General features: G+C 55.3%; 1 protein-coding gene. It reads left to right on the top strand.

Translation table 11 applies throughout. The features are described 5' to 3' along the window. Positions 1-255, top strand: a 255-nt coding sequence (locus ACO0LF_RS31855; RefSeq protein ID WP_423021474.1) for a hypothetical protein, incomplete at both ends; no start/stop codon positions are given.

Genomic DNA, 255 nt, shown 5'->3' with positions numbered 1-255 from the left:
ATGAGTGCCAGCCTGGCACTGAAGCAGGTGCAAACAACATCCACCAGCACCAACCTGGCAAAACTAGAAGCGCAAGCCAATTATGCCGCAACGCAACTGGCAGCCGCCGGCGTTGCCCTTGAAGCTGTTGCAGCGGCACTTGCCTATCTCAAGGCACAGGCGTCGACTGCCCTGGCAGACTATACGCAAGTAGATAATCAACTGACGGCTGCCAAAGAAAGCCTGAAAACTGCTACGGCAAGTAAAGCTGCAGCC

The sequence above is a fragment of the Undibacterium sp. Di27W genome (assembly GCF_049340345.1).
In the GTDB taxonomy this organism is placed as follows: Bacteria; Pseudomonadota; Gammaproteobacteria; order Burkholderiales; family Burkholderiaceae_D; genus Undibacterium.
This window is presented reverse-complemented; position numbering and strand designations above follow the sequence as displayed.